Raw genomic sequence first — 26,496 nt, forward strand, 5'->3', positions numbered from 1 at the left:
GCCATTATTTTGCAGTGAGGCACAGGATAAATGTCACCGCCTCCCAAGAAATCTTGAAGTATAATCTGTAGGCTGATGACATAATTCACCCGCTTACATTAGCATCAGCAGGTACAAGGTGCTGACTTAAGAATACGACCTGGTTATTCATCAACAAAGGAGCACAGCCACGCATATATGAATAATTATTTTAAAAGTAAAAAGGCCTGGTTTCCGTCAATGCTGCTGGCCTTTTTCCACGTAGTCTCACCCTACCCTACCCAGGCAAACAACTTCGCGCCTGCCCAGGATCTTCAGGAGGCAATCACTGTGCGCGGAACCGTGCGATTGCAGCCTGCCAGTGGCGCACCCGCGGAAGCCTCTCCCGGGGTCACGGTCCTGGAGAAAGGCACAACCAACGGAACCTCCACGGACGCCGCCGGTAATTTCCAGTTACAGGTACAGCCAAATGCCGTCTTGGTTTTTTCCATGATCGGCTATACAACACAGGATGTAAGTGTGAACGGCAGCACAACCCTCAACGTCACGCTGGAAGAAAGCGACAACGCTCTGCGCGAGGTGGTGGTGACTGGCTACCAGACCATTGACCGAAAAATGTTTACCGGCTCGGCTGCACTACTCACCGGCGAGGACGCCAAAAGGGAAGGCGTGACCGATGTCAGCAGGATGCTCGAGGGCCGTGTGGCCGGGGTATCCGTGCAGAACGTGTCGGGCACCTTTGGGGCTGCCCCTAAAATCAGGGTGCGCGGCGCCACCTCCATCACGGGCGACAATAAACCGCTTTGGGTTGTGGATGGCATCATCCTGGAAGACGTGGTGAATATATCCAACGAGCAACTCTCCACCGGCGACCCTGCCACGCTGATCGGCTCTTCGGTGGCCGGCCTGAACCCGGATGACATCGAGAGTTTTCAGATATTGAAAGATGCCTCCGCCACCGCGATGTACGGGGCACGGGCCATGAATGGCGTGGTGGTGATCACCACAAAAAAAGGGCGCATCGGAAAACCGGTCGTGTCCTATACCGGGAACTTCTCTACCTATCTCAAGCCAACCTACAGCTCGTTTGACATCATGAATTCAGCCGACCAGATGTCGGTTTACGCAGAGATTGCCCGCAAAGGATGGCTGAACCACTCCGACGCCTCCCGCAGGCAAAACGGCGGTGTATACACCAAGATGTATGACCTGATCAACACCTATGACCCAACCACAGGTACATTTGCCTTACAGAACACTCCGGAAGCGAGAGGGGCTTTTCTGGAGCGCTATGCCAGGGCCAACACCGATTGGTTCGACGAGCTGTTCCGGAACTCCTTCATGCAGGAACATTCGGTGAGTATATCGTCCGGAACAGAAAAAACGCAGCTCTATTTCTCCACCAGCTTTCTGGAGGACGAAGGCTGGACGATCGCGGACGAAGTGAAACGCTTTACAGGCAATGCGCGGGCAAACTTCAACTTCTCAGACAAGATATCGCTGGGCCTGATCACGCAGGGCTCGATCCGGGATCAGCAGGCCCCGGGGGTGATCGAGCGGATCAGCAACCCTGTCACCGGCGAGTACACCCGGGACTTTGATATCAACCCGTTCAGCTATGCACTTAACAGCAGCCGCACGCTCACGGCCTTCGATGATGCCGGCAACCTGGAGTACTTCCGGAGAAACTTCGCCCCTTTCAACATCCTGAACGAACTGGACAACAACACCCTGGACCTTTCGGTGTTGGACCTGAAGCTGCAGGCTGACTTTGCATACAAGATCCTGCCTAACCTGAACTATAATTTTTCAGGGGCCTTACGCTACGCCAACACAAACCGTGAGCACAAGGTGCGGGAGAATGCCAATATGGCCCTGGCCTACCGGGCGGCAGACGATGCCACGGTGCAGGCCAATAATAAATTCCTGTACCGCGACCCGGACAACCCCGAGGCCCAGCCTGTAGTGGTATTGCCGTACGGCGGCTTTTACAATACCAACGACGATAACCTGGTCAGCTATTACCTGCGCAATACTTTGGACTGGGACAAGACGCTCAGCGACATCCATACCGTCCGGCTGTTTGCGTCGCAGGAGCTGCGGTATGCCGACCGGCAGAACAAGTTCTTCAACGGCTACGGGTACCAGTACGACAAAGGAGGCGTACCCTATATAGACCCCAACATTATTAAGCAGGGCGTGGAGGGGAACTTCAACTACTATGGCATGAGCCTGCGCTACGATCGCTTCCTGGCCTATATGGCCAATGCGGCTTACTCCTATAACGGGAAATACAACCTGAACGGCACTGTGCGCTACGATGGCTCGAACCTGCTTGGGGAGTCGCGCACGGCGCGCTGGCTGCCCACCTGGAACGTGAGCGGCTCCTGGAACATAGACACCGAACCTTTCATGCAGCAGCAGGACATCGTCAACCGGCTCACGCTGCGTGCCACCTATGGGCTCACCGCCAGCATGGGCAACGCCACCAACTCCAGCCTGGTTTTGCAGAGCGGCAGCACCAGGAGGCCTTACCTCACGGAGGTGGAGTCCATGATCTATATCCAGAACCTGGAGAACTCGGAGTTGACCTGGGAAAAGCAATACGAAACAAATGTAGGTGTGGATGCCGGCTTGTTCAGTGAAAGGCTGCAGGTAACAGTGGATGGCTATATCAGGAATGCGTTCGATCTGATCGGCCTGATCAGGACATCCGGCATCGGCGGGGAGGGTGTAAAAATTGCCAACTATGCCGATATGGAGTCGCACGGCCTGGAAGTCATGCTGAACGGGAGCATCATTGAAAACCAGGATTGGGGCTTAAGGTCTCAGCTGACGTTCGGCTACAACGAGGGCGAGATAACCAACCTGAAGAACAACCCCGATATATGGTCGCTGGTGACGCCGGAGGGAGGACCAAAGGAAGGCTACCCCTACCGCGGCTTGTTCTCCATCCGGTTTGACGGACTCGACCCGGAGAACGGTTCCCCTGTCTTCCTGAACGAAAACGGGGAAAGAAGCGGGAACGTGTACCTGCAGAGCGACGAAACGCAAAACCTGAAGTACGAAGGGCCTGTTGACCCGATCGTGAACGGGGGCTGGTTTAACTCGCTGCGCTACAAAAACTTCACGCTTTCCGGCCTGGTAACCTACAGCGGTGGCCATAAGATCAGGCTCAACCCAGCCTTTAAAACCAGCTACACCGACCTCGACGCCACACCATACGCCTTTCTGGATCGTTGGGTATTGGTGGGGGATGAAGAAAACACAAACGTCCCTTCTATCCTGGACCGTGTGGAGGCGGCAGAGTTAGGAGGCACTTATCCCTACAACAATTACAACTACTCAACCGCCCGTGTCGTGGATGGCGACTTCGTGCGGCTGAAGCAGGTATCCCTCTCCTATATCCTGCCCGCTAACCGGGTAAACACGATCGGTTTGAACAGCCTTTCGCTGAGCCTGGTGGCAAACAACCTGTGGCTCATATATGCGGATGACAGGCTGAACGGGCAGGACCCCGAATTCTTTGGCTCGGGTGGTGTCGCCATGCCTGTGCCCCGCCAGTTCACCTTATCACTGAAAGCAGGTCTCTAAGTCACATGAAAAAGATTCTCCTATATCCCTTTCTCGCTTCTCTGCTGGCAGCCTCTGGCTGTGAGGACTACCTGGAGCAGGCCGTGGACCAGCGGACGCAGCTAGACACGGGGCAAAAGATCAGCGAACTGTTAACAACGGCTTACCCACAGGCAGACTACGTCACTTTCACCGAGGCCATGTCGGACCTGGCCCTCGACAAAGGCACCGGGCAGGTGGTGGTGGACGAGGTGAACCAGAACCCCTATTTCTACCAGGATGTACAGGACCGAAACCAGGGTTCCCCGGACTTTTACTGGAATGCCAGTTATGCCGCCATCGCAGCCGCTAACCACGCCCTGGAAGGCATAGAAAACACCCCTGACCCTACCGTTTACAATGCCCAGAAGGGAGAAGCATTGGTTGCCAGGGCCTATGCCCATTTTATGCTGGTCACGCTTTTCTCCAGGGTATATGATCCTGCCACAGCCGCTTCGGACCCGGGCATTCCGTATGTTACAGAGCCTGAGAAAGTGGTGCTGAAGCAGTATGAGCGGAACACCGTAGCGTATGTGTATGAGCAAATCGAGAAAGACCTGACCGAAGGGCTTCCCCTGCTGGATAACAACGCCTACCGCGTGCCAAAGTACCATTTCAATACCTCCGCGGCGCATGCTTTTGCCACCCGTTTTTACCTGTTTAAGCAGGAGTACCAAAAGGTGATCGACCATGCCGGGCAGGTATTCCCGGGAGGCAATATCGGCGCGAACCTAAGGCCGTGGGCAAGCCTGTACAGCACCCTTACGGCAAACGAAGGCCTGGCCATATATACCCAGGCGACTGAAAATGCCAACCTGCTGCTGGTGGAGGCACCTTCCTCGTGGGCGCGAAACTACGGGCGTTACCGGTATGGGCTGGCTACGCCAATCGTAAATTATCTCTTCAGAAGCGATAACGTGACAGGCGCCACGTGGGTGTACCCTTTGTACACGCAGGGAAATGACAACTGGCTTGTCCTGAAATTCAGGGAGCATTTTGTACGCGAAAACGTGAATGCGGATATAGGGATTCCTTATACCATCTTCCCGCTGTTTACGGCCGAAGAGGTGCTGTTCAACAGAGCAGAGGCTTACCTGGAACTGGGCAACTACGATGCTGCCACAGACGACCTTGACCTGTTCGCCAGCACCCGCATCGAGGACTATAACCCGGCCATGCACCGGATCACAGAAGCCAAACTAAGAGCGTTCTACGGCACCAAAAATGAGAAGGCAGGGCTAATGGCGGCCCTGCTCGATTTCAAAGCGGCTGAGTTTGTGCAGGAAGGCATGCGCTGGTTTGATATATTGCGGCATGATATCACCGTCGAGCACCCCACGGTTGGCGGACAGGTGATCATCTCGGCTCCGGGCGACCCGCGCAGGATCCTGCAGATTCCGCAGGAGGCGGAACAGGCTGGCTTAACCCTTAACCCCCGTTAAAAGAAAACGATGAACATAAAACACATTCACTTTTTATTTATTCTCTTGGCTGTAAGCCTGTTTTCAGCTTGCTCAGATGAGGATGACGCGGACACACCGCTTCCTGATCTCGGGGGCGAAACCTGGGTGAACGGGCCGGTGGACAGCTGGCTATATGAGAATTTTGTCACCCCCTATAACATAGAGGTAAAGTACCGGTTCGATAAATATGAGGTGGCGCTGAACAGGGTGCTGTCACCGGTCAGGGAAGACAAAGTAATCCCGGTAATGGAGACCATCCGCAAAACGTGGATTGCCCCATACGAACAGGTAGCCGGCGAGACTTTTATCAAAAGCCTGTCCCCGAAGCAGTTTGTCCTGGTCGGCAGCGCGGAATATAACTCAAACGGCACCATCACACTCGGAACAGCCGAAGGGGGCCGCAAGGTCGTGCTTTTCGTGGTGAATGACTTCGATCCAAAGCTGGAGACAGAGGTAAAGCAAATGCTGCACACCATCCACCACGAGTTTGCCCATATCCTGCACCAGAACATTATGTACCCGGAGGAATTCAAGCGCATCACCACGGATTACACAGCCAGTTGGAATGACTTTTCACTGGCTGATGCGCGGTCGCGGGGCTATATTACGGAATACGCCAGAAGCAGCCCGGACGAAGACTTTGTGGAGATGATATCCATCATGCTGATTGAAGGCAAGGCTGGCTTCGACGCGATTGTGAACAACGCACCGGAGCCTGCTCAACCCCTGCTGAGGCAGAAGGAACAGTACGTGGTGCGCTATTTCAAAGAGGCCTGGAACATCGACTTTTACGATTTACAGGCAAAATCCCAGGCTGCTATCGAAGCCTTATAAAATAGCCTATGGTCCCGTACCTATATAAGATGCATATGCGAAAGTTTCTGCTGTTCGGCCTGCTGCTAGTCTCTATGCTTTCGGCCTGCGATAAAGATGACAATGACCCGGCACCGGGAGAAAGGCCGGACGAGCGCCTGGAAAAAACGCTCGGCGAATACAAATCGCAGCTGGTTAGCGCCGAGCATGGCTGGAAAGCCACTCTTTTCCCGGAGGGTGGCGCCGGGTACAGCTTCCTGTTCAGGTTTCTGGAAAATGACCGGGTGGTGACCCTGAGCGATATCAGCGCTGCCGCAGCAACTACTCCCCTAGAAAGCACCTACCGCTTAAAGGCTGGGCAGCAGCCTTCCCTGCTGTTCGACACCTACACCTACCTCCACGTACTGGCTGACCCGGATGCGTCTAAGAGCGGCGGCGAGTGGGGCCAGGGCAGGTCTTCTGACTACGAGTTTTCTTTTGAGGAAGTCTCGCCCGACTCCATCGTGCTCACCGGCAACTACAATGGCAGCCGACTCGTATTGGTACGGGCCACGGCAGAAGAAGCCTCCAATTATATCCCCCGGATAAACGAACAAATCCTGGCTTTCGAGGGCATCAATAATTTCAGCCTCTACTTTAAGCAGCTTACCATTGGCGGGCAGTCTTTCGATATCAAAGTAAATACTACCCTCCGCACCATTACATTTACCTACGATGATGGCAGTGGCGTAAAGTCCTTTACCACTGGCTACTACTATACCCTCGAGGGCGTCAGGCTCCTGCAGCCGCTCCAGATCGGTGACCTGACCATCGCAAGCTTCAATGACCTGGAGTATCAGGCTGCGCAGAGCAGGGTTGACGTGACCGTGAATGGGGTCACTGGCAGTATACGGGAGGCCAGTAAACCTGCCAATATTGACACCCAGCTTGCCAGAGCTTTCTACAACAACCCTGCGAACGGCACTTACTGGCTCACGGAGGGCTTTGTGGTGGAGGGCGTGGAAGATGCCTTCCAGCTTTCTACATTGCCTGATTTCTCCCTGCTGGTTTACTGGCCAAAGTTTGACGACGTGGAGGGCACTCCCTATGACCTGATGGGCTTTGTTTTTGGGAACAGCATAAGGTACGGACCTGCCGCCGTTCCGAGCTTTCCCCGGGATGGAAGAATCATCTTTCAGGAGCTTGGGATGCTTGGGGAAGTACCAGCGGAGCATGCGCCTATCATAGAGGCATTTACGAAGCAATGGACTGACCCGGAAGGATACTATGTTGTCCAGACCAGCCCCAGCACCTATGACCTGGTCAGCGCGAAAGACGCGAAAACCTGGATCAGTTTCGAATAAGTTTCCACTCCTATATAAACAGAGAAGGCTCCTGATTCAGGAGCCTTCTCTGTTTATATACTGCTTATTTATACTGCAACGCTACTTCAGTACCGCCATGGTTGCCCCGTCGCCGCCGCGCTCGGTGGCTTCGTTGCCCAGGCTGGCCACCTCCCGCACCGAGTGCAGGTAATCGCGCACCACCTGCCGCAGCACGCCGTTGCCCCGCCCGTGAATGATCTTGATCTCCGGGATTCCCAGCATGATGGCCTCGTCGGTGAAGTTCATTAGTTTAGTCAGGGCCTCCTCCGCGTACTCACCCCTGATGTCGAGGGTGGTGGTGAAGTCGGCCATGCGCTGCGTGATGTTCATGCCGCGGGAATAGCCTTCTGCCGCCTCCGCCATTTTTGCTTTCTTCAGTTTGGTAGCCACCTGCCCCTCCACTTTCTCAAGGTTATCCACTTTCACGATCGTTTTCAGGCCACCGAACAGCACTTCAGCCGTTTTGCCTTTGATGCTCACCACCTGCCCCACCGAGTCCTGCCCGATCAGGGCCACATTATCACCTGCTTTGATGACGCCGTTGGCAATGCGCTTCTGCACCGCCCGCGGCTCCTCCTTGCGTACTTCTGTGGCAAAGCTCTCCAGTTCCTGGCGCGCCTGCTTCGTTTCCTCTTTCGCGGCCTGGCTCTGCTTTATCTGCTGAATCGTGGACTCGATCTTCTGGTTGGCGTCTTTCAGCAGCAGCTTTGCTTTGCCTTTGGCCTCGCGCATGATGTCCTGCTTGCTGTCTTCCAGAAAGTTTTTCAGGTCGCTGTACTCCTTCACGTTTCGCTTCAGCTTCTGCTCCAGGGTAGTTGCCTCCCGCAGCTTTTTCTCCAGCTCCTGCTTCTCCGTCTCCAGTTCCTCCAGCAGGCGGTCGTAGCGGATCTTATCCTTGCCCACCAGGCTGCTGGCCTTGTCCACGATATGCTTCGGCAACCCGATTTTGCGGGCAATCTCGATGGCAAACGACGATCCCGGCTTGCCGATCTCCAACTGGTAGAGCGGCTGCAGGTTCTTGTGGTCATAGCGCATAGCACCGTTCACCACACCTGGCGTGCGTTCCGCAAAGTTCTTCAGGTTGGTATAGTGCGTCGTAATCACGCCATATACCTTGCTGTCGTTCAGGTTCTGCAGCACCGCCTCGGCAATGGCGCCTCCCAGCACCGGCTCTGTGCCCGTACCGAACTCATCGATCAGCACCAGGCTCTTTTTGTCGGCCACCGTCACAAACTTTTTCATGTTGGTGAGGTGCGAGCTGTACGTACTCAGGTCGTTCTCGATGGACTGCTCATCCCCGATGTCGATGAAAATATCATGGAAAATGCCCGCCTCCGAGTTGTCGGCCACCGGAATGAGCATGCCGCATTGCAGCATATACTGCACCAGCCCCACCGTCTTCAGACTAACGGATTTACCGCCTGCGTTCGGACCCGAAATAAGCAGGATACGCTGCTCCTGCGTCAGTTCCAGGTCCATGGGCACAATGGGTTTGCCCACCTGCCGGTGCGCCAGGTACAGCAGCGGGTGTACCGCCTGCGCCCATTTTATATGCGGGTATTTTTGCAAAGTTGGCATCGTCGACTCCACTCGGCGCGCGAAGGCGGCCTTTGCCCGGATAAAATCGAGCAGGCCCAGGTACTGGTAGGCTTTGCGCAACTCCGGTATATGGTTGCGCAGCGCGTTGGTAAGCCCCACCAGGATGCGGATCAGCTCGCGGTGGTACGCGTTCTGCAGGTCCTTTATATCATTGTTGAGCTCGAAGATGGACTCCGGCTCTATATAGACCGTCTGTCCCGTACTCGACTCGTCGTGGATCAGCCCCTTCAGGCGTCGCTTGTGCTCAGCCAGCACCGGAATTACCAGGCGGCCGCCGCGGATAGTGGGCTCCACGTCAGCAGGTGTCCAGCCTTCGTTTTTAGCATGCCGGATGATCGACTGGATCTGCTTGCGCAGGATGGACTGCTGTGAGATCAGATCGCGCTTCAGGCGCTGCAGCTCCGGTGTCGCATCGTCGCGCACCGCACCGGCATCGTCCACCACCTTATCCAAAGCGGCAATCAGGGAGCGCTCTACAGTAACATTGGTGCCCAGCGCCTTCAACGACTCATACTTTCCTTCTTCGGCGGAGGCAATGAAACGCAGGGAGTCGCGGATAGTGCGCAGCGACATTTTTATCTCGAAGAAGTCCTGCACATCGAGGTAGGTGCCCAGGATGGCGGCGCGGTCGAGGTAAGCGGTGACGTCGAAGTAGTACTGCAGCGGAATCTCGGCATCAGACTCCAGCAGTTGCTTGAACTCGTTTGTCTGCTCTAATAGGCGTTGCACGAGGTCGTGCCGGTTGAGGAATGTCATGCGGGTGACGAACTGGCGGCCCAGCGGGCTCAGGCAAAGTTCGGAAAGCATGTCGCGCACCTGCGCAAACCCTATTTTTATTTCAAAGTTTTCTGGATAGATCAATTGATATCTCTTAATTTACTGCAAAATTAGCAATATCTATAACATGTAAGGGGGCCTGTTTTGTTCGTTTTCCCGATAAGGGATTCAAGCAGCAGTGTCGATATTTTTCTCCTTTTTATATAGCAGGGACGCAGCTACCAGAACAGCACGCCGCCTCCGCGACCAAATCAAGATTCTTAACCTATAATTCGACATCATGGTTTTAGACAGTTTACAAAACGCCCGCCGCTATTATAGCCTGCACCCGCTGTTTACGCATGCTTTCCGTTTTCTGAAGGAAACCGATTTAATGAAGCTGTCGCTGGGGCAGCAGGCAATCGTGGGCCGCGATCTGTTTGCCATCATCTCAGAGGGCTCCGGGATCCCTGAAAAGGATGCCAAACTGGAGGTGCACCGCAAGTACATCGACATCCAATATGTAATTTCCGGCACCGACCATATGGGCTGGAAAAGCCTGGCCTTATGCGCGGAGCCAAGCGAGCCTTACACCGCCGAGCGTGAGGCCGCCTTTTTCCCCGACAAAACGAGCAACTGGTTTGACGTGCCCGCCGGCTACTTCACCATCTTCTTCCCCGACGATGCCCACGCCGCCATGGTGACAGAGGAAACAGTACGAAAGGTGGTGCTTAAAATAGCGTTGGAGCCGGCAGGTGGCGGGGAGTCAGAGGCTGGAGTTTAGGTTATATATAGTGTAGATAACAGTATGTTCACGCATATCCGCAAGTTATGCTAAATTAACATCATGAAGTTGAAGAACCTGTTTCTAATTGTACTTTGCATAGCTTATAGCTGTGTTGCAGCAAAACAAGACTATGATAAAGCATATCAAGAAGTAGAGAACAGGCTTCAAATTATAAAAGGCTACATAGACAATGGTGATTCAGACCCCTCCCTAAGAAGAGTAGAAGCAATAATTTTTTTTGAGAATTTAACAGGTATAGTGTCTGAATCAGATGGAAATGATATAGGCAAAATGGAGCCTACAGAAAGTGATTATCAAAAATGGAATAAATGGTATATTCTCAATAAATCAAGAATCTATTGGGACAGTAAGACCGAAAATGTGCGGCTGATAGAGTAGTAGAAGTTACAGTATATAGAGAGAACAAATTAGCATAACACTACACAGGCTTTATACTCGGCTATGCCTCGTTCAAGGCCTGTACTAACCGTTGAGAATCAATTAAAGAAGAAAAATATCATTTTAAAAAAGATGCAAAAAGAAGTTCTTCTGGATATTTTATCTCAAAACAGAATTACCTGTTCCGCTGCCTTTGACGACATAACTCTTGATAATGCGACGCTTCAATTGAATGGTAAAACAGCATCGGCTGGTTTTATTCTTCGTCACCTTGGCGAGACTATAAATATGTTCGGTTTATTTTTCGGAGTACCATCATCGGTGCAAAATACGACTATGGGCCAATCAGATACAGGACAAGGCGAAGACGTAGAAGAAAGTAAGCGTTTAATTGAACAAGGTTATGAAATGCTCCGAAAACTTGTAGAAGACACGCCTGATTCAGCATGGCTTAATTCCATTGATACGCCCTTTTTTGGCACAGTTTCACGAGCAAAGCTTTTTTCACACATCCTTTTTCACAATTCGCATCATGCTGGCCAAATAATATTGACACTAAAGAAAGGAAGATAAGCAACTCGAAATTTATTGGCCATACTGATCCAAAAGAACGAATGTACAACAATAGCTAAAAGCAGTGAAATCACTTTTTAGCTCAACCGTTACCTTGAATCTTTTACCCTAACCACATCCCCCTTCCTGCGTTTGTATCGGATAGCGCCCTCCAGTATATTCTATCCTACAGATGAAAAAACAGAAGAAAACAAATCAAACAAGCAGCAAGACCCACGGGAGCAATTTGACAAGCCGCCTTTCCCGAAGCAGCAGAAGCAGGAAGTGCCGGGCACAGAGAGCGAGATGACGCCAAAAGCAGACCACGGGGAGGAAACCTACCGCGGCTCCGGCAAACTCCAGGGCCGCAAGGCCATTATCACCGGCGGCGACTCTGGCATCGGGCGGGCCGTGGCCAATGCTTTTGCCCGAGAAGGCGCTGACGTGCTGATCTCGTACCTCAGCGAAGAAGAGGACGCCAAAGAAACCGCCCGCTATATAGAAGAGGCCGGGCAGAAAGCCGTGCTGGTGGCAGGCGATAACAGTGAGGAAGCGCACTGCAAGAAGGGTAGTGATAAAGAAGTAATGCTGGTTTAAAAATACAGCTACGGCTGCCCTCGCTCGCCTCTGGCGAGTGTGAGCTATAGGTCGGCCTCTGGCCGCTGAGCAACCATAACATAGAGTTAAACGAGGCGGGACGCCTCCTGATAACTCACACTCGCCAGAGGCGAGCGAGGGCATAGCATTACTTCTTTATCACTACCGGAAGAAGATTGTGGAGCGCGCTGTGCAGGAGTTTGGCCAGATTGATGTGCTGGTGAACAATGTGGCTTTCCAGATGGCGCGCGAGTCGTTGCAGGAAATTCCGAGCGAGGAGTGGGACCATACCTTCCGTACGAACATATATGCCATGTTTTAACTCTGCAAGGCCGCCGAGCCGCATATGAAACCCGGCAGCACCATCGTGAACACCACTTCCGTGAATGCGTACCAGCCGGGGCCGTCGCTGCTGGCTTATGCCGCTACCAAAGGTGCCATCCAGAACTTCACAGCCAACCTGGCACAACTGCTAGCCGAGAAAGGCATACGGGCAAACTGCGTAGCCCCCGGCCCTATCTGGACGCCGCTCATCCCGGCTACGATGCCAGCGGAGCAGGTGAAGAATTTCGGGAAAGACGTGCCGCTGGGCAGGCCGGGGCAACCGGTAGAACTCGCGGCTATGTGTTGCTTGCCTCGCAGGATTCCAGTTATATGTCAGGCGCCACCGTGCAGGTAACCGGCGGCAAACCGACTATCTGATTCAGGTTGTTCCTATCTATAAAGAGTACCGGTAAGTTATATCTCTGCAGGTACTCTTTATATATAACTCTGGCAACTATATTCATTATCTCTTGCGCTTATTCGCTATGCAGATTTGACGCTGAAATTTGCAAGCCTATATATGGCTCAGGCTATAACTAAAACTTCTCCTCTATCCCCAGCCCAAACAAAGCATAATCATATTTCACCGGGTCCGTCGGGTCAAAGGCCCTTAAATAGGCTGTTAACTCCTCGGCTGTTTCCCAGTCCATGCCTTTGCGGGTGATCAGGCCGAGCCGGCGGGCCACCCGCTCCACGTGCACATCGCAGGGGCAAATCAGCTCGGCCATCTGCATGGTGTCCCAGATGCCGAAGTCCACGCCCTTTTCGTCTTTGCGCACCATCCAGCGCAGGTACATGTTCAGCCGCTTGCAAGCCGATTTCCGTGCCGGGGTAGCAATGTGCTTTCTGGTGCGCTGCGGCGCATCCTCCAGGCTGAACACAAGGTTGTGGAAGTGCACCAGCCGCTCTTTCTGGGTTTTATATATCTCCCCTTCCCCGGTAAAGGCTGTTTCCAGGCTGTGGTGGCGGCGGTAGTACTGCTGAAAAAAGTGAAGCAGATACAGCAGGTCCGTGTCGTTGAAGGTGCGGTGCTTAAAGCCCAAAAAGCGGGGCAGGTCGTGGTCCTGGTGGTGCAGCACGAAGTCGTGCGGGGCGTTGTCCATCAGGTCCATCAGCTTCAGGCAGTTGTTTATGATAGTTTTGCGCTGCCCCCACGCCAGAATGGCCGCGAAGAAGCCGCTGATCTCGATGTCCTGCTTCTTGGAGAAGCGGTGCGGAACGGAGACTGGGTCGTTCGGTATAAATCCCGGCTGGTTATATTGCTCCACCCGGTCGTCGAGGAGCGCTTTGATAGCTGGAAGGTTCTTATGAATCATAAAAAAAGCAGCTTGTTTGCACAGGCTGCTGTAAATGGTTTTTGAATGAACAAAGGTAGCTCATTCTGCGCTACCCAAACGCAGGCTGCTGGCCCAACATCCTTAATAGTTCACTTCGGCGGCTGGCACGTCTATCAGCAGGAAACGCGAATCGCCTGTACCGTGCAGGGTCACCGCCGTCTGCTCCTCCAGCCGCACCTGGTCGTGTGTGTCTACTTCCATGTTGTTGATCAGCAGGCTTCCCTCTACCACATAAACAAGGGTCTTCCGGAGCTTAAAGGTTTTGAAATCTATCTCCTCGCCCTGTGAAAGCCTTCCGTAATAAATGGTAGAGTTTGAGTTAAGGTAAGCTACGTTCTCCAGCACCTTCTGCCCCGTTACCAGCGGCACCAGCTTGTTTTTCTCGTCCAGGAAATCCAGGTTCATGTGCTCATAGGACGGTGCCAGCCCGCGTTTGTTCGGCAGGAACCACAACTGGAAAATCTCCAGGGGGGTGTCTGCCTCGTTTGTCTGAGAAATTGTGATGCCCGTGCCTGCCGTGATACGCTGCACGCTCCCGGCATTCAGCGTTACTTCGTTACCGAGGTTGTCCTTGTGCGTCAGTTCGCCGCCCATCACAATCTGTATGATTTCCATCTCAGCGTGCGGGTGCGACGGGAAGCCGGCGTGCGGCTTGATCACATCATGGTTGAACACGCGCAAAGGGCCGAACTGCACATTGTTAGGATCATAATAATCGGCAAACGAGAAAAGATAGTGCGACTGTAACCAATCCCCTACTTCTGCATGATGGCGCTCGGCCGCGGTCATTAATTTTATCATAGTGCGTGTGTGTGATGGAACATTGTATAAATACGGGAGCTATAGTAGCCTGTAACCCTGCTATGGCTTTACGCATATTGTTCTTTCTTGTTAGCAAAAGAGAATACAGCCGCCTGGAACCTACAAAAAAAGCCTGCTGCTGCCCGTAAAGGCAGCAGCAGGCTTCGCTATGCGTGCTGTTTAATCGTTTACTCTACCTTCTTGAGCTTTTGCACTTCTTTCTGCAAATCCAGCACAATGGAGGAAAGCTTGTTGAGCGACAGGTCCGCGATAGGGAAAGTGGAACTGATATAGGATTTCGCCTCCCATATCTCCACTACGTCCTCCACGTGCACCTCATACGGTGAGTACACGGGGTTATCGGAGTGCAGGTGCAGCACGGCGGTGTCTTTTATCTTGTTGAAGACGCGCTTGAACACGATTCCTTCTTTCTGGCTCACGATGATGCAGGGAGTGCCGTCTTTGATCTGGTTCCAGTCATCGACGTAGCGCCCTACGATTACGGTGCCTGAGGCAATGGGCAGCATAGAGTCGCCGCTGATCTCGAAGGCCCTGTACGTGCCGCCGGTCCCGAGCATCGGCAACCGGAACCGCGGCAGCTCCTCCATGAACTCGGCGTCGGCGTAGCCGTTCAGGTAACCCGCGCTGGCCTTGTAAGGCACCAACTCGATGTTCTCTTTCTCCTCGTCGTTAACCGTGATCGCCAGCACGCGCAGGTTTCCGCCTGATGTTTTGGCAGCGCCCCCTGCACTTGCGGTTTTCACCCCGTCCTTTGTGAGGTCGGCAGTTATCAGCTCATCAAGCGAAACATCGAAAAGCCTTGCCACATTGATCAGGGTGCTGAGCTTTGGTTCTGCTCTCCCCTCCTCGTAAGCGCCCACCAGCGAACGCTTTATATCTAGTTTCTCCGCCAGCTGGGCCTGTGTATACCCGGCGCCTTTGCGCAGATGCCTTATGTTTAATGTCACCAATTGCATAACAGCTAAAGCTATGGTTTAGGAATATTGCCGTGGCTACTTCACCACTCACCTGTAAAAATACTAAAATATTAACACGCATACTAATTATTTTAGCAGTTTTTGCTAATCCTACTAAAATTTATATTGAATTATAACCCTACTAATATTTAACTCTGCTAAGCCATTCAAAAGTTCTTCAAAAATTACAACATTATATTGTAACTACACCAGCTATATATTTGGTTTAAAGCTTTACAATGCCATACATTTACAAAACGATATGTAACAGCCATTAGATATATGCAATAACTCTACCAGTCCTCTATTTTATATCCTCCCTTCAAATAGTCCTATAGGTAAAGGTATTGTCCTTTTATCGGGGAAAGACTATGCCTTTTGGTGAATATAAAAGTGTTTCGACATATAACGGTAGTTTTTTGGGTGCATCCTATCTAAAGCGGGAGCAGGCACAACAGCTTGGAGGGGTTAAAAACCATTTTCAGCCGGTTGTCTTCGGATTTGCTAACCATTACACCTTTACACCTTTATATTATTAGCTATGTTGTTTACAAACACTTTCAGAAAATCAATGTCCTGCGTTGCACTGGCTTCTGTGATCGCTATGTCATCCGGCTGTCAGAAAGAAGAGCTGATGGAAAGCCAGTTTAGTTCTCCTGCCGCCGCTGAAAACAGCCCCTACGGCCAATTCATTGAAGGGCATTACATCGTGGTGTTCAAGAACGGAAGCACCGGCTCGCCTGCCAGCAGTTCAGGCCAGGGCCTTTTCGCCAGCCGCACAGCAGCAGCCAAAACTCGGCAGAAAGTGTACGAAGCAGCTGGCGTAGAAAGTGACGTGGTGAGCCAGGTATATGAAGGTGTTGTAAACGGCTTCGCCGCCAGACTTACGGATAACCAGCTAGCGGCGTTGCGCACGAATCCGGAGGTAGCGTATGTCGAGCAGGACCGCTATATATCCCTGGGCACAGTATCAAAGACAAGCACGACCAAAGGCGGAGGCAATGCAGATAGCGACACCACTACGAAAGGTGGCGGCAACGGCAAAAACAAACCCACACCTTCAGAGCCGGCACCAACTGAACCAGCCCCTACCGAACCGGCTCCTTCTGAACCAGCACCAACTGAACCAGCACCAACTGAACCAGCACCAACAGAACCGGCACCAACTGAACCAGCACCAACAGAACCAGCACCAACTGAACCAGCCCCGGAAGAACCGGCTCCTTCTGAACCAGCACCAACAGAGCCCGCCCCAGCTGAGCCTGCACCGGCGCCTGCGCCAGGTTATACCACCATCACCCCGATGGCTGGAGAGAACCTGCCCTGGAACATTGAGCGGGTTGGTTACGGCGACGGTACCGGAAAAACGGTGTGGGTGATTGACTCCGGCATAGACACGGACCACCCCGACCTGAACGTGGACCTGACCAGAAGCCTTTCACTTATATATGGCAACCCTTCCTTTGAAGACGGTTATGGGCACGGCACTTCTGTTGCCGGCATCATCGCCGCCAAAAACAACGGTTCCGGTATGATCGGGGTGGCTGCCAACGCCACCATCATAGCCCTGCGCGTATTTGACGATGCAGGAGCCGGCACGCTCTCCAGAGCGATCAATGCCGTACTGCACGTAGGCAACAACGCCAAAGCAGGTGACGTGGTGAACATGAGCCTTGGAAGTGGCATGTCTACCACCCTGGACAATGCCGTGAGAACAGCGGCAGAGAAAGGTATCCTGTTCGCCATTGCGGCCGGCAACAGCAGTGTTGACTGCTACCAGTCTTCTCCCGCCCGTGTGGATGCCCCCGGCGTATATACCATATCCGCTTCGGATGTGTACAACAGGCTTTGGGATCGTTCAAACTTTGGCGCATCCGTTGACTTTGCGGCGCCCGGTGTGAACGTTACCGTCACCACCAAAGGCGGAAGCATTGGCGGCGGTGCCTACGGCACCTCCATGGCAGCCCCGCACGTAGCAGGCATCCTGGCACTGAGGGGAACCGTTTACTCGCAGGGCACCATTACCGGCGACAAAGACACGACCCCGGACCCTATCGCCTCGGTCAAGTAATAAACCGGCTCTATATAAACAGGAAAGGCTGCTCTGATGGGCAGCCTTTCCTGTTTATATAGAGCTCAGGTAAAGTTTTTCTTCCTTACCACGTATTGTCTTTTTTGTAAATCGAGACGGCAAGCCGGATCTTGTGGTATTCATACCGCTCCTTCAGCTCCTCGAACAGGTCCTTCAGCTTTGCCTCGGTGCCCAGTTTCGCGATGGCTATGGCGATGGCCTTGTATTCGGCCTTTGTCACAAATTTAGACAGATCGACCTCATATCCCTGCTCATACAGTGTCGCCAGGTGCGAATAGATGGTGACGGGGTTGAGGTTGCGCTGCTTTGCTATCTGCTCTATGCCATAGCCCTGTTGCAGCATCTCGTAGGTTGCCAGGTGAGTGGCACCCTTCAGCTTGCTGCCTTTGGCCTGCTCCTCGTTGATGAAGTCGATGATCTCCGTCATGAACGTGTCGCCGAACCGCTCGAATTTCTGTGCCCCCACACCGGATATAGCCAGCATCGATATCCGGTTTGTAGGCCTTTCAGCTGCCATTTCCTGCAGGGTGCTATCCGTGAAAACAACATAGGGCGGCACACCGGACTCATCCGCCAGCCGCTTCCGCAGGGCACGCAACCGCTCAAACAAGGCATCCTTAATCAGCTCCCGCTTTGGCCGCGCCCTCACAGCGGCTTCCTCCGGCTGTTTTACCTCCTCAAATTTCACCAGGGGTACCTGCTTTCCGTCGAAGAGCACCTTGCGGCTTTGCTCCGTCAGTTTCAGGGTATATCCCTGATCGTACGCCATTTCCACCAGCCCGCTGTTCAGCATCTGGTGCAGGTAGCGGTTCCAGTCCAAGGTGCTCACGTCGCGGCCGGCGCCGTAGGTCTTAATTTTATCGAAGCCCGATTGCAGCACCTGGCTGTTGCGCGCGCCCCGCAGCACATCCACCAGCAGTGTCATATTTGCCTGCTCCTGCGTGCGGGCAATGGCCGAGAGCGCTTTCTGCACCAGCAGCGTACCGTCGAAGGTGGTGGGCGGGTTGCGGCAGATATCGCAGTTGCCGCAGTCTTTCTGCATCGTCTCCCCGAAGTACTGCAGCAGGATGCGGCGGCGGCAGGCGGCGGCTTCGGCAAACTGCTGCATGCGCTCCAACTTCACCAGTTGGAGCTCCGTCTGCTTTTTATCGCTTTCGTTCTCCTGCAGCATACTCCGCATGTTCATCACATCCGCGAAAGAGTAAAACAGCAGCGCGTCCGCTTTGGCACCGTCACGGCCGGCCCGGCCGATCTCCTGGTAATAGCCCTCTATGTTCTTCGGGAGGTTGTAGTGGATCACCCAGCGCACATTCGACTTGTCGATGCCCATGCCGAAGGCGACGGTGGCGCACACGATCTGCACATCGTCTTTCAGGAAAGCCTCCTGCGCCTTAGACCGCAGGGGCGCCGACAAGCCCGCATGGTAAAAGGTGGCGTTAAAGCCGTTCTGCTTCAGCTTGCCTGCCATCGATTCGGTGGCTTTCCGGCTGAGGCAGTAGATAATGCCCGGCTGCTTGGGCCTGTTGCTGATAAATTCTGTGATTTTGTTGAACCGATCCCGACCCGGCTTCACCGTCAGGTTAATGTTTGGCCTGTCGAAAGAAGCGATATATACCTTGGGGTTTTGCAGATGCAGCTGCTCCTGAATGTCTTTTTGGGTGAGCTTGTCGGCGGTGGCAGTCAGGGCCACCACGGGCACCTGCGGGAAGTGGTGCTTCAGGGCTTTGAGCTGTGTGTACTCCGGCCTGAAATCGTGGCCCCAGGAGGAGATGCAATGTGCTTCATCCACTGCAAAAAGAGATACTTTCACCCGGCTCAGGAACGACAGGAAACCGGAGGAGAGCAGCTTCTCCGGCGACACATACAGCAGCTTCAGCTTCCCCTCCAGGCACTGGTTCTCGATCTGGTACTGCTGCTCCGCGCCCTGGGAGCTGTTGATATAGGCCGCCGGTATGCCGTTGGCGAGCAGCGCCTCCACCTGGTCCTTCATCAGGGCAATCAGCGGCGACACCACCACGCATATACCCGGCATCACTACGGCGGGCACCTGGTAGCACACGGACTTTCCGCCGCCCGTCGGCATCAGCACCACCACGTCCTGCTGCTGCAGAAGACCGCTGATGATCTGCTCCTGCATCGGGCGGAACTGCTCGTATCCGAAGTATAGTTTCAGGGCTTCCCGGGCCTCTCGTATCGTCGCCATTTCGTTTTCCGCTACTGCAGGGCATACGCATGTTGCCCCGCCTCCTACCGGTAAAGATAATTATTATTTTCTGCATCTGCAGGGTCAGCCGCCGGGCATAGGCTATTCCGCGATAACAATGCGCCCCGGCTCCCGTATTCTAAAGCATCATAAAACCATTTAAATCCAAGCTATGAAATCAGAGATAACAAACAATTTGGAGCACGTACTGATCAAGTGTATCACTGCCTGCGAAACCTGCGCAACCATGTGCCTGCAGGAGGACGATGTGAAGATGATGGTGCGCTGCATCATGCTGGACCGCGACTGCGCCGATATCTGCGCGCTGACCTCGCGTTTTGTGGCGCGTAATTCAGCCCACGCCAAGCACGTGATGAAGGAGTGCATCGAGATTTGCCGCCTGTGCGGAGAAGAGTGCCGCAAGCATGAGGCCGAGCACTGCCAGAAGTGCGCGGATGCCTGTGAGGAATGCGCCGCTGCCTGCGAGGAGTGGATGCAAAAGAAATAGTCCGGGTTTTACATCCCGGTTTATATAAAGAGGCGGGGCCGGCAGATTACTGCCGGCCCCGCCTCTTTATATATAAAAGATAAGTTTGTTAAAAGATCATGTCCAGCACAGCGGTAATAATAGAGAGCACCAGGCTGAAAAGCAGGGCGGTGAAAAAGCCGCTTGTGTCGAAACCCGCTATCAGGGAGTCAGCCAGCAGGATAATCAGGGCATTGATGACGAGCAGGAAAAGCCCCAGTGTGATGATGGTAACCGGAATGGTCAATATCACCAGGATAGGTTTTACGATGGCATTCAGCAAGGCCAGCACCAGGGCCAGGATAATAGCCGTTATAAATCCGTCAATGTGAACACCAGGTAAAATGTAAGCCGACAACATGGCGGCTGCACCTGTCAGGAGGAGTTTTAGGATGAATGCCATAAATCTATAGTTTCTTATTTATATAGCTGTTCCGTGTTATTTACACGTGGCTATACATACGCAAATAACAGAATAAAGATAAACAATATCTACAGGATGCTAAAGCGCTGTTAATTAAGGTGATAATAGTACCCCAGGCGCCCCGGTGTTCAGAAGCAGCGGGGGTTCTCTGTATGGGAACTGCACGTTGCCCCTCAGAACTGAGCCTCGAGCTTTTGCTGCGAAGCGGCCATGAGGTTGCACAGCTTCAGGAGCACGCGGGCGCCCACGTTTCCGTTCCACTCGCTGTCGCCGGGCGCTACTTCGCAAAGGTCAAACCCGATGATTTCGCGCCCGGATTTTACCAGCTGCCTTACCAGAAACATGGCCTGCTCAAACTCCAGCCCGCCGGGTACCGGCGTGCCTGTGCCCGGGCAAAGTTTCGGGTCCAGCCCGTCTATATCAAAGCTTATATATACCTGCTGGGGCAGCTGGGCAATTATCTTTTTGCATTCCTTTTTCCAGCTGTCTCCGCCATATAGGTTCTCCTTCAGCACCGCGTCGTAGAAAATGGCCACGCGCCCATTGGATTGCTGCGCCAGTTCCGCCTCGGCCTGGCATATGTCCCGGATGCCCACCTGCACCAGCTTCTTTACCTGTGGCAGCTTCAGGGCATTGTACATGATCGAGGCGTGCGAGTATTCGAAGCCCTCATATGCCTCGCGCAAATCGGCATGGGCATCCACCTGTAAAATCCCGTATTCTTCGTGCTTTTCTGCCAGCGCGTGCATCAGGCCCAGCGGGGTGCTGTGGTCGCCGCCCAGTACTGCCACCAGCTTGCCCTGCTCCAGGTAGCGCAACGCCTTTTGCTTAAGCCATTGCAGGAACTCCTCCCCTTTTGCAGTCACTTCGGCTGGCAGGTTTTCAAACTCTGCTTTCCCTACCTCAGGGCTTCCAGCCTCCAGCCAGTTGATATAGGCTTCCGCTTTCCCGCGGAGAACTTCGCTGGTGGCCGCCCATTCCTCGGAGATTTCCTCCATCGCGATGCCCAGTTTCCAGGCATCCCTGATCGTGGGCTCATATAGGTCCAGTTGAGGCGAGGCGTCTTTCACGGCTTGCGGTCCCAGCGCCGTGCCGGCACTGTACGAAACCGTCACCTCCCAGGGCGTCGGGATGATCACCACCTCCGACTCTTCTATGGTGAAGGGCAAACCGAAGAGGCCGCCGCCAATGTCCCCGACACCGTTCGGGTCGAAGCTGGCAATTTTTTGCTCTTTGCTAGTCATTTGTTGGTTCTGCTGCATGTTCTGTGATAGGCAATATATGATTCGCTCCGGCCTACCCTTTGCATCTTAAGGAGGCACGGAGGCTATGATAAATGGATTTCCTTATTTTATATCTTCTTATATCTTCCCTGCATACCCTGCCGTACCACGGAAGGTTCTTCAGGGTGTAGAAGCGCATCTAATGTTTTAAAAGTAAAACTGTGAGTCTACACCCCGTATTAAATTTCATCAGCGTTAGAGAAGTATACTGTTTTGCAGCACGTTGTGTTAGGTGTTAGGGCCATTAACTGCCGCACACCAGCTTTGTGGTCCGGCCCCGCTATGCCCCTGGCAGTTCCTTCCGGATAATGGCGGCGGCTTTATATTCGTCCACCAGGTCCTCAAACACGTCGAAGGCATCATCAAACGTGCTGAACTCCTTCAGCAGGCTGAACTGCGCCACGTGGTAGATCAGGAACAATTCTGACTGCGTAAAGCTGGCTTTGGTGATAAAACTGTAGTACTCGCCTTCGTCCTCGGTCTCGGTGCGGTAGCGCTGGATGAGTTTGAACAGCACGCTCAGGTTCTTGAGGTACGGGTCGAGGCTGTTCTGGTAAAATGAGAAGTGGTAGGTGAAGTAATCCTTGAATATCCGGAGCAGGTTTGCCTCCGTCTTCTCATCCGGCTCCAGGCCCCGCACTTTCTGCACAAAGGAAGTGAGCACTTTCTCCTGGAAAAAGACGAAGAAGTTGGTTCCTTTCCAGGCGCTCTTGTTGATGTCGTAGGCCGTGAGGGAGTCGATGATGTCGTTGTGCTTGCTGATGAAGCTGATGTAGAGCGTGGAGAAATTCTGCTGCTGGTAGATCTTCTGCGTTTTATGCAGCTCATAGCGCTGCAGCTCAAACTCCCTTTTCTGGTAAGTGAGCGTGGCAAAAAAAAGGAACACGCCCGCCAGCGCCCACAGCGACCCCACAATGCCGCCGATAAACTCGCCGTACTCGCCGAAAACGCCTCCCTCCCGGTCAGCCGGGTCGAGGTACAGCTCGTGCCAGAGGTTGAATTTTACTGTTCCCCACACCAGCACCACAGCCCCGGCAACAATGAGAACATATCCTATAATTTCGTAGCGGCTTAGTTTTAACTTGTTCTTTGGCATGCAGCAGGGCAATACAGCACGGTGTGTCAGCTACACGCCAGCTATATATGGTTCTTAATCGGTTTCTGTCAGGTTGTTCTTCCCCAGTTCGAAGGAACGGATGATTTCCAGTATTTTCAGCAGCGTATTGGTGTCGAAAAACAGCAGGAGCGGCAGTTCCACGCTTTTAGAGTTGTGCGAAAACTGGGTGATGACGGTGAAAACAAGCGGCTGGAAGAGCGGGTGCTGCACCAGGATGCCTTTGAGGGAGTCGGCGATATGGCTTTTGGGGGCCTTGGGCGGCGAGCCATATATGTTCGACTTGAGGATGTTTGCCAGCTGCGTGACCAGTGCCCCGGTGATGATGTTGCTAATCTCCAGCAGCAGCGACTCCTGCATCACAGACAACTCCCCTTTCTGTACGTCCACCATGCTCAGGCATATCTCGGAGAGGCGCACAATATGCTCATCAGAGAAAAGCATGAGCGTGGCGCCGTTAAAGTCGCCCTTTATATCAGACTGAATGATGATGTGGGTGTTCTCATACGTGGCGACCAGGTTCAGAAGGTCCTTTACCTCTATCAGTGTGATATCGGGCACCTTCAGCAGCACCTTGTCCCGTGCGATGGCGGCAAAAGAATCTGCTGCCCTTGCCAGCCCGATATTCAGTATCTCCTTGATTATATCCCGCTCTAACTCCGTTATATGAGGTTCAGTCGTCATAGTAGTCGCGTTTGTAAAGTTCGCATCCATCTTATCCCTGCCTTTTATATATAAAATAGCGTGTGGTGGCAGGCACATCCAGCACCAGGCATACTTTACCCGTCCCCAGAAGCGTCACGCCCCCGTACAGGTCTATCCGGTCGAGCGGCTTGCTCAGGGGTTTTACCACAATATCCTGCTGCCTGTACAGCTTGTCCACGATCAGGCCCAGCTTCCTGTTGTTGTAAGATACGACAACAATGTTCTGCACCTGCCCCTTCAGCCGTGATTTATCTCCAAGGCGCATGTCTGTTTCATCGGCGTTCAGAAGCTCGTGCAGGTACACCACCGTCACGGTCTCCCCTTTCAGGCTGGCCACCATTACGTCGCCCACCTCATGTATCTCGTCCTTGTCCAGGGCCACCACCTGCTCGGTATGAATGAGCGGAATGGCATAGAAGATTTCATCCACCTCAAACAGCAGCGCGCCTTTCACGGCAATCGATGTGGGCAGCAGCATGGTGAAAGTGGTTCCCCGCCCTTTCTCAGAATGCACCGTCAGGCGCCCCCCGATGGAGTCCACGGCGTTTTTCACAACATCCAGCCCCACCCCACGACCCGAGTACTCGGTGACCTCCTTCGCCGTAGAGAAGCCCGGCTCAAAAAGGAAGGTAAGCGCTTCCTCGTCAGCAAGCCCCTTGGCCGCTTCGGCCGTCACCAGTTGGCGCTCCACGGCGGTGCGCTTGATCTGCTTGATGTCCATGCCGTTCCCGTCGTCCGAGAGCTCGATGAGCACGTTCTCCCGGTCGCTCTGGGCGCTCAGCCGCAGCTGGCCCGTGCGCGGCTTCCCTTTTTTCTCCCGCTCGCCAGGCAGCTCCAGTCCGTGCGTTACCGCGTTGCGCACCAGGTGCAGCAGCGAATCCGTCATGATCTGCAGGATATTACGGTCAATCTGTATATCCTGGCCGGATAATTTCAAATCAACCTCTTTTTTTTCTGCCGCCGCGATGTCACGTACTATCCGCGGGAATTTGTTAAAAAGCGACCCGATGTTCACGAGCCTGGCATCCATCACGCTGTACTGCAGGTCTTCGGTAATGCGGTAAAGGTGCGAGCTAACCGACTTCAGCTCGTCGTTGTCCGTGCCCTTGCTGATGGAGAGGATGCGGTCGCGGTCGATCATCAGCTCGCCCACCAGGTTCATCATGTGGTCCAGCTTTTTGATCTGGATATACACCAGGTCCGACAGCGACAGGGCTTTGGTGGTATTGTACTTCTGCACCTTCGCCAGCTCGATGGTGCTCTCCGACAGGTTCTCCACAATAATGTCGAGGTTGCGCAGCAGCACCGGGTCCGGTTCGGTCTCCTCGTTATTGTCGATGTTGGTGATCAGTTCTCCCAGCAGGTCTACGCCGTCGAACAGCACCGTCACCACCTCGTCGCTGAAAGCGAGTTCTTTGCTGCGGATCAGGCTGAAGGCCGTTTCCAGCTTGTGTGACACATCCGAGATGTGGAGGTAGCCGATCGCTTTCGAATTGGCCTTCAGGTTGTGCAGCAAACGGAACACCTCAGCCAGCGTCTGGTCGTCGTCCGGCTGCTTTTCCAGGGTGCTGATGTGCCTGTTGAGAGCATCATAATACTCCAGGGCCTCGGCTATGAAAATTTCTTTATACTCCTGTTCTCTCGATTTCATGCTACGCTGTCAGTTGCACTGACCTGATGCTGCCCGGCCACAAACCTGTTCAGGAAATGCGGTATTTCTGCCAATGGCAGCACCCTATCTATGTATCCGCTTTCGATGGCCGACTTTGCCATTCCGAAGATCGTGGAAGATTCTTCATCCTGGGCTACCATCAGGCCGCCTCTGCGCTGTATATAGGAGGCACCCACGGTGCCGTCCTTGCCCATACCCGTCAGGATAACCCCCACCATATGCGGCACTACGCTTTCCCCCACCGTCTTCATCAGCAGGTCGACGGATGGCAGGTCGTACGTGGCGGTCTCCTCATCCGAGAATGACACTCTTAGGTTGGCCTTGTCGCCCATCACGGAGCGCACCACCATGTTCCGCCCGCCCGGCGCCACAATCACGCATGACCTCTTCAGCGTCAGCCCCTCGCGCCCTTCCTGCACCTTCAGGCTGGTGAGTTCCTGCAGCCGCTGTGCATAGGTGCGTGTAAAGCTCTGCGGCAGGTGCAGCGCCACCAGCACCGTGGCGTTCAGGTCCGGCGAAAGCCTGGTGATGATGCTTTCGACCGCCTGCGTACCTCCCGTGGAGGCGCCTATCACAATGATAGTGTCGGCTGCTAGATGGCTGCCGCGCTTTCTGGGCCTCGGCTTGTCAGGGAGTTCCTGCATTACTTCCTGTAACAGCATCAGGCGGCGCTCACCGTCCCACTGCTCGGACTCCCGCACCGCATATATCTTCCGGAGCACTTCGGCGGCCACACTTCTGTAGTTTATATAGTGGCCTTTGCCAGGCTTCAGAACGATGCCATACACGCCAAGTTCCAATGCCTGCTGCATCATTTCCAACGACAACTGCTCCTGCATCACCAGCAGAAGCACCGGCGCAGGCTGCTCACTAAAGAGGCGCTTCAGCGTCAGCAACTGCCTGTTGTGGGGCAGATCGAAGTCCAGCAATACCACATCGGCTTTGCGCTGCTTCTGCAGCAGCAGCAGTTCATCGCCGGTGGCGGCCAAGCCAACCACCTGCACGCCTGCCTCCGCGCTGAGTATGTCCTGTAAAATTAGTCTGGCGTAACTGTCCTTGTCTGCCACCAGCACCCGCAATTCCTGCTCCTGCTTCTGCACACTCATTCGCCCCGAAA

23 protein-coding genes are annotated in these 26,496 nt (G+C 53.8%); 12 read left to right on the top strand and 11 right to left on the bottom strand.

All coding sequences use genetic code 11. The features are described from left to right. The first annotated feature begins 177 nt into the window (after positions 1 to 177). Genes ABD920_RS14965 through ABD920_RS14980 form a run of 4 tightly spaced genes read left to right on the top strand, consistent with a single transcriptional unit; the run spans position 178 to position 7,210 of the window. Positions 178 to 3,573, top strand: coding sequence for a SusC/RagA family TonB-linked outer membrane protein (locus ABD920_RS14965; RefSeq protein WP_345160166.1), 3,396 nt, complete (start codon positions 178 to 180; stop codon positions 3,571 to 3,573). A 5-nt stretch (positions 3,574 to 3,578) separates the two neighbouring features. Next, positions 3,579 to 5,033 (top strand): RagB/SusD family nutrient uptake outer membrane protein, encoded by a 1,455-nt coding sequence (locus ABD920_RS14970; RefSeq protein ID WP_345160168.1) that lies wholly within the window; start codon positions 3,579 to 3,581, stop codon positions 5,031 to 5,033. Between the two features lie 9 nt (positions 5,034 to 5,042). Continuing rightward, positions 5,043 to 5,888, top strand: a complete 846-nt coding sequence (locus tag ABD920_RS14975; protein ID WP_345160169.1) for a zinc-binding metallopeptidase — start codon at positions 5,043 to 5,045, stop codon at positions 5,886 to 5,888. A 35-nt stretch (positions 5,889 to 5,923) separates the two neighbouring features. Then, a complete protein-coding gene (locus ABD920_RS14980) occupies positions 5,924 to 7,210 on the top strand; it encodes a DUF4302 domain-containing protein (RefSeq protein ID WP_345160171.1) in 1,287 nt (428 codons plus the stop codon). A gap of 81 nt (positions 7,211 to 7,291) precedes the next feature. Here the strand turns inward: ABD920_RS14980 and ABD920_RS14985 are convergent, their stop codons facing one another. Continuing rightward, positions 7,292 to 9,691: an endonuclease MutS2 gene (locus ABD920_RS14985; RefSeq protein ID WP_345160172.1), complete on the bottom strand. Its 2,400-nt coding sequence runs from the start codon at positions 9,689 to 9,691 to the stop codon at positions 7,292 to 7,294. 196 nt (positions 9,692 to 9,887) lie between these two features. On the opposite strand from ABD920_RS14985, the gene ABD920_RS14990 reads away from it, so the two are divergent. From ABD920_RS14990 to ABD920_RS15015, 6 genes are all read left to right on the top strand, one after another. After that, positions 9,888 to 10,370, top strand: a complete 483-nt coding sequence (locus tag ABD920_RS14990; RefSeq protein ID WP_345160174.1) for a NanQ anomerase/TabA/YiaL family protein — start codon at positions 9,888 to 9,890, stop codon at positions 10,368 to 10,370. A gap of 63 nt (positions 10,371 to 10,433) precedes the next feature. Then, positions 10,434 to 10,772, top strand: coding sequence for a hypothetical protein (locus tag ABD920_RS14995; RefSeq protein WP_345160175.1), 339 nt, complete (start codon positions 10,434 to 10,436; stop codon positions 10,770 to 10,772). Positions 10,773 to 10,904: 132 nt separating this feature from the next. Continuing rightward, positions 10,905 to 11,345 carry a DinB family protein gene (locus tag ABD920_RS15000; protein ID WP_345160176.1) on the top strand — a complete coding sequence of 147 codons (441 nt, stop codon included), beginning with the start codon at positions 10,905 to 10,907 and terminating at the stop codon, positions 11,343 to 11,345. Positions 11,346 to 11,477: 132 nt separating this feature from the next. Continuing rightward, positions 11,478 to 11,921 carry an SDR family NAD(P)-dependent oxidoreductase gene (locus ABD920_RS15005; RefSeq protein ID WP_345160178.1) on the top strand — a complete coding sequence of 148 codons (444 nt, stop codon included), beginning with the start codon at positions 11,478 to 11,480 and terminating at the stop codon, positions 11,919 to 11,921. A 178-nt stretch (positions 11,922 to 12,099) separates the two neighbouring features. Beyond that, the gene (locus tag ABD920_RS15010) at positions 12,100 to 12,243 is read left to right on the top strand and encodes an SDR family NAD(P)-dependent oxidoreductase (protein WP_345160180.1); all 144 of its coding nucleotides are present in this window, start codon (positions 12,100 to 12,102) and stop codon (positions 12,241 to 12,243) included. A gap of 24 nt (positions 12,244 to 12,267) precedes the next feature. Continuing rightward, positions 12,268 to 12,600, top strand: a complete 333-nt coding sequence (locus tag ABD920_RS15015) for an SDR family oxidoreductase (protein ID WP_345160181.1) — start codon at positions 12,268 to 12,270, stop codon at positions 12,598 to 12,600. Between the two features lie 181 nt (positions 12,601 to 12,781). Here the strand turns inward: ABD920_RS15015 and ABD920_RS15020 are convergent, their stop codons facing one another. The 3 genes from ABD920_RS15020 to ABD920_RS15030 form a co-directional block, all read right to left on the bottom strand. Continuing rightward, positions 12,782 to 13,561 (bottom strand): TIGR02757 family protein, encoded by a 780-nt coding sequence (locus tag ABD920_RS15020; RefSeq protein WP_345160183.1) that lies wholly within the window; start codon positions 13,559 to 13,561, stop codon positions 12,782 to 12,784. A gap of 102 nt (positions 13,562 to 13,663) precedes the next feature. After that, the gene (locus ABD920_RS15025) at positions 13,664 to 14,383 is read right to left on the bottom strand and encodes a pirin family protein (protein WP_345160184.1); all 720 of its coding nucleotides are present in this window, start codon (positions 14,381 to 14,383) and stop codon (positions 13,664 to 13,666) included. A gap of 188 nt (positions 14,384 to 14,571) precedes the next feature. After that, on the bottom strand, positions 14,572 to 15,360 hold the full coding sequence (locus tag ABD920_RS15030) for an XRE family transcriptional regulator (protein WP_345160185.1): 789 nt from the start codon (positions 15,358 to 15,360) through the stop codon (positions 14,572 to 14,574). Between the two features lie 571 nt (positions 15,361 to 15,931). Between ABD920_RS15030 and ABD920_RS15035 the strand changes: the two genes are divergently transcribed. Continuing rightward, positions 15,932 to 17,431 (top strand): S8 family serine peptidase, encoded by a 1,500-nt coding sequence (locus ABD920_RS15035; RefSeq protein ID WP_345160186.1) that lies wholly within the window; start codon positions 15,932 to 15,934, stop codon positions 17,429 to 17,431. 85 nt (positions 17,432 to 17,516) lie between these two features. On the opposite strand, the gene recQ is transcribed toward ABD920_RS15035, so the two are convergent. Further along, on the bottom strand, positions 17,517 to 19,655 hold the full coding sequence (recQ, locus tag ABD920_RS15040; protein ID WP_345160188.1) for a DNA helicase RecQ: 2,139 nt from the start codon (positions 19,653 to 19,655) through the stop codon (positions 17,517 to 17,519). 172 nt (positions 19,656 to 19,827) lie between these two features. On the opposite strand from recQ, the gene ABD920_RS15045 reads away from it, so the two are divergent. Beyond that, positions 19,828 to 20,163 carry a four-helix bundle copper-binding protein gene (locus ABD920_RS15045; RefSeq protein WP_345160189.1) on the top strand — a complete coding sequence of 112 codons (336 nt, stop codon included), beginning with the start codon at positions 19,828 to 19,830 and terminating at the stop codon, positions 20,161 to 20,163. Between the two features lie 88 nt (positions 20,164 to 20,251). On the opposite strand, the gene ABD920_RS15050 is transcribed toward ABD920_RS15045, so the two are convergent. The 6 genes from ABD920_RS15050 to ABD920_RS15075 form a co-directional block, all read right to left on the bottom strand. Then, the gene (locus tag ABD920_RS15050; protein WP_345160191.1) at positions 20,252 to 20,584 is read right to left on the bottom strand and encodes a phage holin family protein; all 333 of its coding nucleotides are present in this window, start codon (positions 20,582 to 20,584) and stop codon (positions 20,252 to 20,254) included. Between the two features lie 194 nt (positions 20,585 to 20,778). Beyond that, positions 20,779 to 21,849, bottom strand: a complete 1,071-nt coding sequence (locus ABD920_RS15055) for an agmatinase family protein (RefSeq protein WP_345160192.1) — start codon at positions 21,847 to 21,849, stop codon at positions 20,779 to 20,781. A 319-nt stretch (positions 21,850 to 22,168) separates the two neighbouring features. Further along, complete coding sequence (locus ABD920_RS15060; protein WP_345160193.1) at positions 22,169 to 22,984, bottom strand: putative phage abortive infection protein; 816 nt, start codon at positions 22,982 to 22,984, stop codon at positions 22,169 to 22,171. Positions 22,985 to 23,038: 54 nt separating this feature from the next. Next, complete coding sequence (locus ABD920_RS15065) at positions 23,039 to 23,686, bottom strand: chemotaxis protein CheC (protein ID WP_345160195.1); 648 nt, start codon at positions 23,684 to 23,686, stop codon at positions 23,039 to 23,041. Positions 23,687 to 23,717: 31 nt separating this feature from the next. Beyond that, positions 23,718 to 25,358, bottom strand: a complete 1,641-nt coding sequence (locus ABD920_RS15070) for a chemotaxis protein CheA (RefSeq protein ID WP_345160197.1) — start codon at positions 25,356 to 25,358, stop codon at positions 23,718 to 23,720. After that, complete coding sequence (locus ABD920_RS15075) at positions 25,355 to 26,485, bottom strand: chemotaxis protein CheB (RefSeq protein WP_345160198.1); 1,131 nt, start codon at positions 26,483 to 26,485, stop codon at positions 25,355 to 25,357. The genes ABD920_RS15070 and ABD920_RS15075 overlap by 4 nt, the downstream gene beginning before the upstream one ends. Between the last annotated feature and the right edge of the window lie 11 nt (positions 26,486 to 26,496).

The sequence above is a fragment of the Pontibacter saemangeumensis genome (assembly GCF_039541895.1).
In the GTDB taxonomy this organism is placed as follows: Bacteria; Bacteroidota; Bacteroidia; order Cytophagales; family Hymenobacteraceae; genus Pontibacter; species Pontibacter saemangeumensis.

Coding starts and splice junctions, on each gene's coding strand:
- ABD920_RS14965 (WP_345160166.1), top strand. CDS start 178: ATGAATAATTATTTTAAAAGTAAAAAGGCCTGGTTTCCGTCAATGCTG.
- ABD920_RS14970 (WP_345160168.1), top strand. CDS start 3,579: ATGAAAAAGATTCTCCTATATCCCTTTCTCGCTTCTCTGCTGGCAGCC.
- ABD920_RS14975 (WP_345160169.1), top strand. CDS start 5,043: ATGAACATAAAACACATTCACTTTTTATTTATTCTCTTGGCTGTAAGC.
- ABD920_RS14980 (WP_345160171.1), top strand. CDS start 5,924: ATGCGAAAGTTTCTGCTGTTCGGCCTGCTGCTAGTCTCTATGCTTTCG.
- ABD920_RS14990 (WP_345160174.1), top strand. CDS start 9,888: ATGGTTTTAGACAGTTTACAAAACGCCCGCCGCTATTATAGCCTGCAC.
- ABD920_RS14995 (WP_345160175.1), top strand. CDS start 10,434: ATGAAGTTGAAGAACCTGTTTCTAATTGTACTTTGCATAGCTTATAGC.
- ABD920_RS15000 (WP_345160176.1), top strand. CDS start 10,905: ATGCAAAAAGAAGTTCTTCTGGATATTTTATCTCAAAACAGAATTACC.
- ABD920_RS15015 (WP_345160181.1), top strand. CDS start 12,268: ATGAAACCCGGCAGCACCATCGTGAACACCACTTCCGTGAATGCGTAC.
- ABD920_RS15020 (WP_345160183.1), bottom strand. CDS start 13,561: ATGATTCATAAGAACCTTCCAGCTATCAAAGCGCTCCTCGACGACCGG.
- ABD920_RS15025 (WP_345160184.1), bottom strand. CDS start 14,383: ATGATAAAATTAATGACCGCGGCCGAGCGCCATCATGCAGAAGTAGGG.
- ABD920_RS15030 (WP_345160185.1), bottom strand. CDS start 15,360: ATGCAATTGGTGACATTAAACATAAGGCATCTGCGCAAAGGCGCCGGG.
- ABD920_RS15035 (WP_345160186.1), top strand. CDS start 15,932: ATGTCCTGCGTTGCACTGGCTTCTGTGATCGCTATGTCATCCGGCTGT.
- recQ (WP_345160188.1), bottom strand. CDS start 19,655: ATGGCGACGATACGAGAGGCCCGGGAAGCCCTGAAACTATACTTCGGA.
- ABD920_RS15045 (WP_345160189.1), top strand. CDS start 19,828: ATGAAATCAGAGATAACAAACAATTTGGAGCACGTACTGATCAAGTGT.
- ABD920_RS15050 (WP_345160191.1), bottom strand. CDS start 20,584: ATGGCATTCATCCTAAAACTCCTCCTGACAGGTGCAGCCGCCATGTTG.
- ABD920_RS15055 (WP_345160192.1), bottom strand. CDS start 21,849: ATGACTAGCAAAGAGCAAAAAATTGCCAGCTTCGACCCGAACGGTGTC.
- ABD920_RS15060 (WP_345160193.1), bottom strand. CDS start 22,984: ATGCCAAAGAACAAGTTAAAACTAAGCCGCTACGAAATTATAGGATAT.
- ABD920_RS15065 (WP_345160195.1), bottom strand. CDS start 23,686: ATGACGACTGAACCTCATATAACGGAGTTAGAGCGGGATATAATCAAG.
- ABD920_RS15070 (WP_345160197.1), bottom strand. CDS start 25,358: ATGAAATCGAGAGAACAGGAGTATAAAGAAATTTTCATAGCCGAGGCC.
- ABD920_RS15075 (WP_345160198.1), bottom strand. CDS start 26,485: ATGAGTGTGCAGAAGCAGGAGCAGGAATTGCGGGTGCTGGTGGCAGAC.